Annotated in this window: 4 protein-coding genes; 1 reads left to right on the top strand and 3 read right to left on the bottom strand. The window is 65.0% G+C overall.

The features are described 5' to 3' along the window. The 3 genes from AB3X43_RS18970 to AB3X43_RS18960 form a co-directional block, all read right to left on the bottom strand. On the bottom strand, positions 1 to 1,898 hold a 1,898-nt coding region (locus tag AB3X43_RS18970; protein ID WP_369431436.1), incomplete at its 3' end, for a GumC family protein. A 50-nt stretch (positions 1,899 to 1,948) separates the two neighbouring features. Beyond that, positions 1,949 to 3,385: an O-antigen ligase family protein gene (locus tag AB3X43_RS18965; RefSeq protein WP_369431435.1), complete on the bottom strand. Its 1,437-nt coding sequence runs from the start codon at positions 3,383 to 3,385 to the stop codon at positions 1,949 to 1,951. A gap of 27 nt (positions 3,386 to 3,412) precedes the next feature. Then, positions 3,413 to 3,637 carry a hypothetical protein gene (locus AB3X43_RS18960; RefSeq protein ID WP_369431434.1) on the bottom strand — a complete coding sequence of 75 codons (225 nt, stop codon included), beginning with the start codon at positions 3,635 to 3,637 and terminating at the stop codon, positions 3,413 to 3,415. A 482-nt stretch (positions 3,638 to 4,119) separates the two neighbouring features. Here AB3X43_RS18960 and AB3X43_RS18955 point away from each other — a divergent pair. Further along, a partial coding sequence (locus AB3X43_RS18955) for a GDP-L-fucose synthase family protein (RefSeq protein WP_369431433.1) occupies positions 4,120 to 4,820 on the top strand: 701 nt, incomplete at its 3' end.

Here is a 4,820-nt window from a genome sequence, read left to right as displayed (position 1 = left end):
TGGCGCAGCACGTCCTTGAAGCGCTGCGACACCAGCAGGTCCAGCGGATTCGGCGGCACATCGCCCGAGGGCATCACCAGCAGCGTGCTGCCTTCGATCTGGTGCACACAGTCCTTCAGCGTGGCCGAGCCGGTCACCAGGTTGGACAGACCCTTGGCGTTGGAGGCCATGCCCAGTCGCACACCCACCTGCGGGCGGCGCATGTCGGCGTCGATCAGCAGCGTGCGCTTGGTCTGCGCCAGCGCGAGCGCCAGGTTGATCGAGGTCGAGGTCTTGCCCTCGGCCGGCACGCTCGACGTCACCATGATCAGGCGGTGCCGCTGGTCCACGTCCGAGAGCTGGATGCCCGTGCGGGCGGTCCGGATGGCCTCCGCATGGTGCGAATTGGGCTCGCGGATGAACAGGGTCGCCACGTTCTCCAGCGCCTCGCCGGTCAGTGCCGGCAACACCGCCAGCACCGGCTGCTGCAGCTTGATTTCCGCCGACTCGCTGCCCTTGATGGTGTTGTCCAGCCGGTCCAGCAGGACAGCACCCATGGCGCCGGTCATCAGGCCCAGCACGAAGGCCACCAGGATGATCTGTCCCTTGTTGGGGCGCACCGGAGTGGTCGTCACCACCGCCGGATCGACGATCCGGGCGACAGCGGCCTGCAGATCGCTGCCCGCGTCCATTTCCTTGGCGCGGCTCATGAACAAGTCGTACAGCTGCTTGTTGGAGCTGACCTCGCGCTCCAGCACCTGCAGCTGGAACTCCTTGCGGTTCACGTCCTGCACGTTGCCCGTGGCCGAGTTCAGGGCAGTTTCCAGTGACTTCTCGGCCTGACGGGCCAGCGTGTACTCCTGCACCAGGCTGCGGGCGGCCGCGCGCCGCTGCTCCGCCAGATAGCGCTTGGCCGCTGCCAGCGCCGACTGGGCTTCCTGCATCTTGATGTGGTTGGGGCCGAGGTTCTCGGACAGCTCGACCACCAGCTTCTGCGCTGCGCCTTCCTGCTGGATGGCCAGTTGCACGGCCGGGCTGTTGGCCACACCGGGCACGTTGCTGTAATCGCTGTTGCTCGCGCCGGCCACCATGTTGTAGGTGCCTTCGAGCTGCATGCGCTTGCTGCGGGCTTCCGCCAGGCGCTGGCTGGCTTCGCTGATCTGCATGCCGGCGAGGCCTTGCGCCGAACCGCTGAGACTGATCAGCCCTTTCTCTTCGCGGTAGGCCTGCAGCGCCTTCTCTGATTCCAGCAGGTTCTCGCGCAGTGTCGAGGCGCGTTTCTCCAGCCAGCCATTGAGGCTCTGGGCCAGCTTGAACTTGGCGTCGCGGTCGGAGTCGATGTAGTTCGACGAGATGTCGTTGGCCACGCGGGCCGCCAGACGGGCATCCGGCGAGTCGAAGCTGACCTTGACCAGTTGGCTCAAGCGCACCGGCTCGACGCTCAGATTGGTCATCACCGGCTTCACTGCGGAGTCGGCCAGCGCTTCTTCGGTCCAGTCCTTCTGGGGTGCTGCCAGGCCGACCATCGACTTGATCCTGGCCGTGACGCTGGCGTCCGACTTGCGTGGATCGAACTGCGGATCCGTCCACAGCTTCATCGAATTCACGGTGCGCAGGGCGACTTCGCGGGACTTCAGGATTTCCACCTGCGTCTGGTAGTGCTCCTTGGTCTGCATCGCGCCACCGAGCATGTCCTCCATCGAGAGGAACTTCGGCTTGCCTGGCTCGATCAGCACGGTCGCCGTCGATCGGTAGACGGGTGTCATCGAGAACGCCACCGCGGCGCCCAGCGCAGCCAGTGCCGTCGCCAGGCCCAGGATGGGCCACTTGCGTTTCTTGACGCTGCGCCAGTGGTCCAGCAGTGCGAGCTTGCTTTCCTCGGACAAGCCCAACTGCACCGGCGCAAAAGGAGGAGCCATCTGCGCCGGTACAGCCGGCGCAGCAACTTGGATTTGATTCATGAAATGGACTACCTAGACCGAAGTGACGTGGTTGTGCGCTTTGTAGGTACGCTCCAGACCACGGCCAATAGTACGGTGAGCGTCATTGCATTGGCGTTTATCTGGAGATTTAAATCCACCAGCGCGTGTAGGAGAGCGCACAACAACCCCATGCCCACCCCGGCTGCCACGCCACGCACATGGGGTGTGCTGCGGTCCCGCATGAGCTGGACCACGCGCATGGCCGTCAGCAGCGCCACCCCCCCCAGCAGCAGCAATCCCGGCAGTCCGACATCCGCCGCGATCTCCACGTAATCGTTGTGGGCGTGGTTGTAGGGCAGCTGCAGCGACTCGACCTTGTAGCGGGGAAAGGCGGTGTAGAACGCGCCGCCGCCGAACCCGGTCCAGGGCCGTTCCCGGAGCATCGCCAGGGCATCCCGTGCCGGGCGCGTGCGCTCGTGCAGGGACTCTTCGGGGTGCACCGGCGCACGGGGCGCCGCCGTCGACTCCGCCGGAGCCTGCGCCGATGCCGCCTGGGCGGCGATCTCCGTCGCCTCCATCCGGTCGATCACCTTGGACAGCCCCACCCATTGGCCGATGACGATGGTGTCCACCAGCAGCAGGCTCACCATCAGGATGCCCGCCGCCTTGCGCAGCTGGCGCGAGGCGCCCATCACCCAGGCCGCCACGACGAACAGGCTCAGGAAGAACACCCCGTTGCCCATGCGTGAGCGGGTCAGCACCAGCGCGATCACCATCATGATCAGCATCAGGCGCACCACCATCTTGCCCGACATCATGAATTCCATGGCCGCGTGGACGCGGTGCTGCCATGTGACCGTTCGGGGCGCTGGCCGGCTGCTGCCCATCTGCGCCAGCATCACCGCCAACCCCGCCGAGAGCGTCAGCAGCAGGTAGTTCGCCAGGGCATCCGCTTGCGGGAACGTGCCCGTGGCCCGGGTGCCTTGCGCGAACTCGAAATTCAGGAACTCGTAGTTGTCGGCGGCTGAAAACAGCACCATCGCGGTGAGCGCCTGCACCACGCCAGCGCTCAGCAGGCCCACCAGCACCGTCATGCGCCGCCGGTCCGAGGTCACCAGCAACTGCACCAGCCAGAAGGCGCCGACATAGCCGATGCACCTCAGGATGTACAGCCGGGTCTCGTGCACGTCCTCGGTGTAGCCCAACGGCGTCAGCTGCAGGCTCACCCACGCGGTGAACAGGACCAGCAGCGCCAGCACGACATGGCTACCCAGGCTCGTCTGGTGGCTGCCGGTGGCTGCGGACCTGGCCGAGGCCAGTCGGACCAGGCCACTCAAGGCCAGCAACACCCACACCAGCGCGGCAAAGAACGCCGCTGCCCAGTGCCGGTTGCTTCCCAGCGGCAAGGGCAGCCAGACCAGCGACACAAAAAAAAGACCCAGCAGGCCGCGTTCGGCCTGCTGGGCCCAGGACTGATGCTTCATCAGCTGGACCGTGGTTGTGTCAGTGCATCAGCACGGCGTGATGCCAGGGCCGCCGCGCTTGCAAGGCGGCACCACGATCACCGGCGGCGGCGGCGTCTGCTGGATCGGCGGACGCGTCACGGCCGGCGGCGGCGTCACGGGCGTTGTCGGACGCGCCGCGTTGGCCTGCATGGAGGCCATCGTGACCACCACGGCCGCAGTTGCCAGCAGCAACCCTTTCATTGAACCCTGAACCTTGAATTGTGAAGTCATGCTTCCGCTCCTGACGTATAGATAAGAGCCACTGGCTTGTCGCCCGCGACTGAAGTGAAATTATCCACTCCTACCAGAAGTCTGAGTGGTTTCCTAGGGAAGCTCAACCCCCGCAGTTGTGTGGTCCGTACGCGATTCAGTGTTGTCGAGACAGCATGAGCGCATGCTGACATGGATAGGCTGCGTCTTCCTGCCGTGTCATGGTGTGCGTCAGGATCGAGTACGCGGGTGATTGCCCATTGACCGTGAGAAAAACGACTCGTTTCCTGTTCTTATCCGGATGTGTGTGCTGGACACCAGTGATCTCGATCCGATCTACTAAGATCCGGCAAGCGATCTTTGCACGTATGCGCCATCCAGTGTTGCCCCCAGGCGATGGCCTCCAAAGTTGGCCACTCGACGGCTTGCGAAGTTAATCGCAATAGTTACATCTTGATTTCTTTTTGAACGCGCGCCGTGCCACGGGCCCTCCATCCACACCCATGAACACCATTGCCCAGCACTCCAAGATCTTCGTGACCGGACACCGTGGCATGGTCGGCAGTTCACTGGTGCGGCGCCTGCGGGCCGGCGGCTACACCCAGATCGTCACCCGCAGCCGCGCGGAGCTGGACCTGCTGGACCAGCGCGCCGTGCAGGCGTTCCTGGAACAGGAGCGGCCCGACTACCTCTTCATCGCCGCGGCCAAGGTCGGCGGCATCCAGGCCAACAACCTCTACCGCGCCGACTTCCTCTACCAGAACCTCCTGATCGAGGCCAACCTGATCCACGGCGCCCACCTCGCCGGCGTGCAGCGCCTGATGTTCCTGGGCTCCAGCTGCATCTACCCGCGCGACTGCCCGCAGCCGATCCGGGAGGACTACCTCCTCACCGGCCCGCTGGAGCCCACCAACGAGCCGTATGCCATCGCCAAGATCGCCGGCATCAAGCTCGCCGAGGCCTACAACCACCAGCACGGCCGCCAGTACGTGAGCGCCATGCCCACCAACCTCTACGGTCCGAACGACAACTACGACCTCGCCAACAGCCACGTGCTGCCCGCGCTGATGCGCAAGGCCCACGAGGCCAAGCTGCGCGGCGATGACGAATACGTCGTCTGGGGCAGCGGCACCCCCATGCGCGAGTTCCTCTATGTGGACGACCTGGCCGACGCCTGTGTCCACCTGATGGAGCGCGGCTACGC

Origin of the sequence: Sphaerotilus sp. (assembly GCF_041083715.1) — a bacterium.
Lineage (GTDB): Bacteria > Pseudomonadota > Gammaproteobacteria > Burkholderiales > Burkholderiaceae_C > Sphaerotilus.
This window is presented reverse-complemented; position numbering and strand designations above follow the sequence as displayed.

Coding starts and splice junctions, on each gene's coding strand:
- AB3X43_RS18960 (WP_369431434.1), bottom strand. CDS start 3,637: ATGACTTCACAATTCAAGGTTCAGGGTTCAATGAAAGGGTTGCTGCTG.
- AB3X43_RS18965 (WP_369431435.1), bottom strand. CDS start 3,385: ATGAAGCATCAGTCCTGGGCCCAGCAGGCCGAACGCGGCCTGCTGGGT.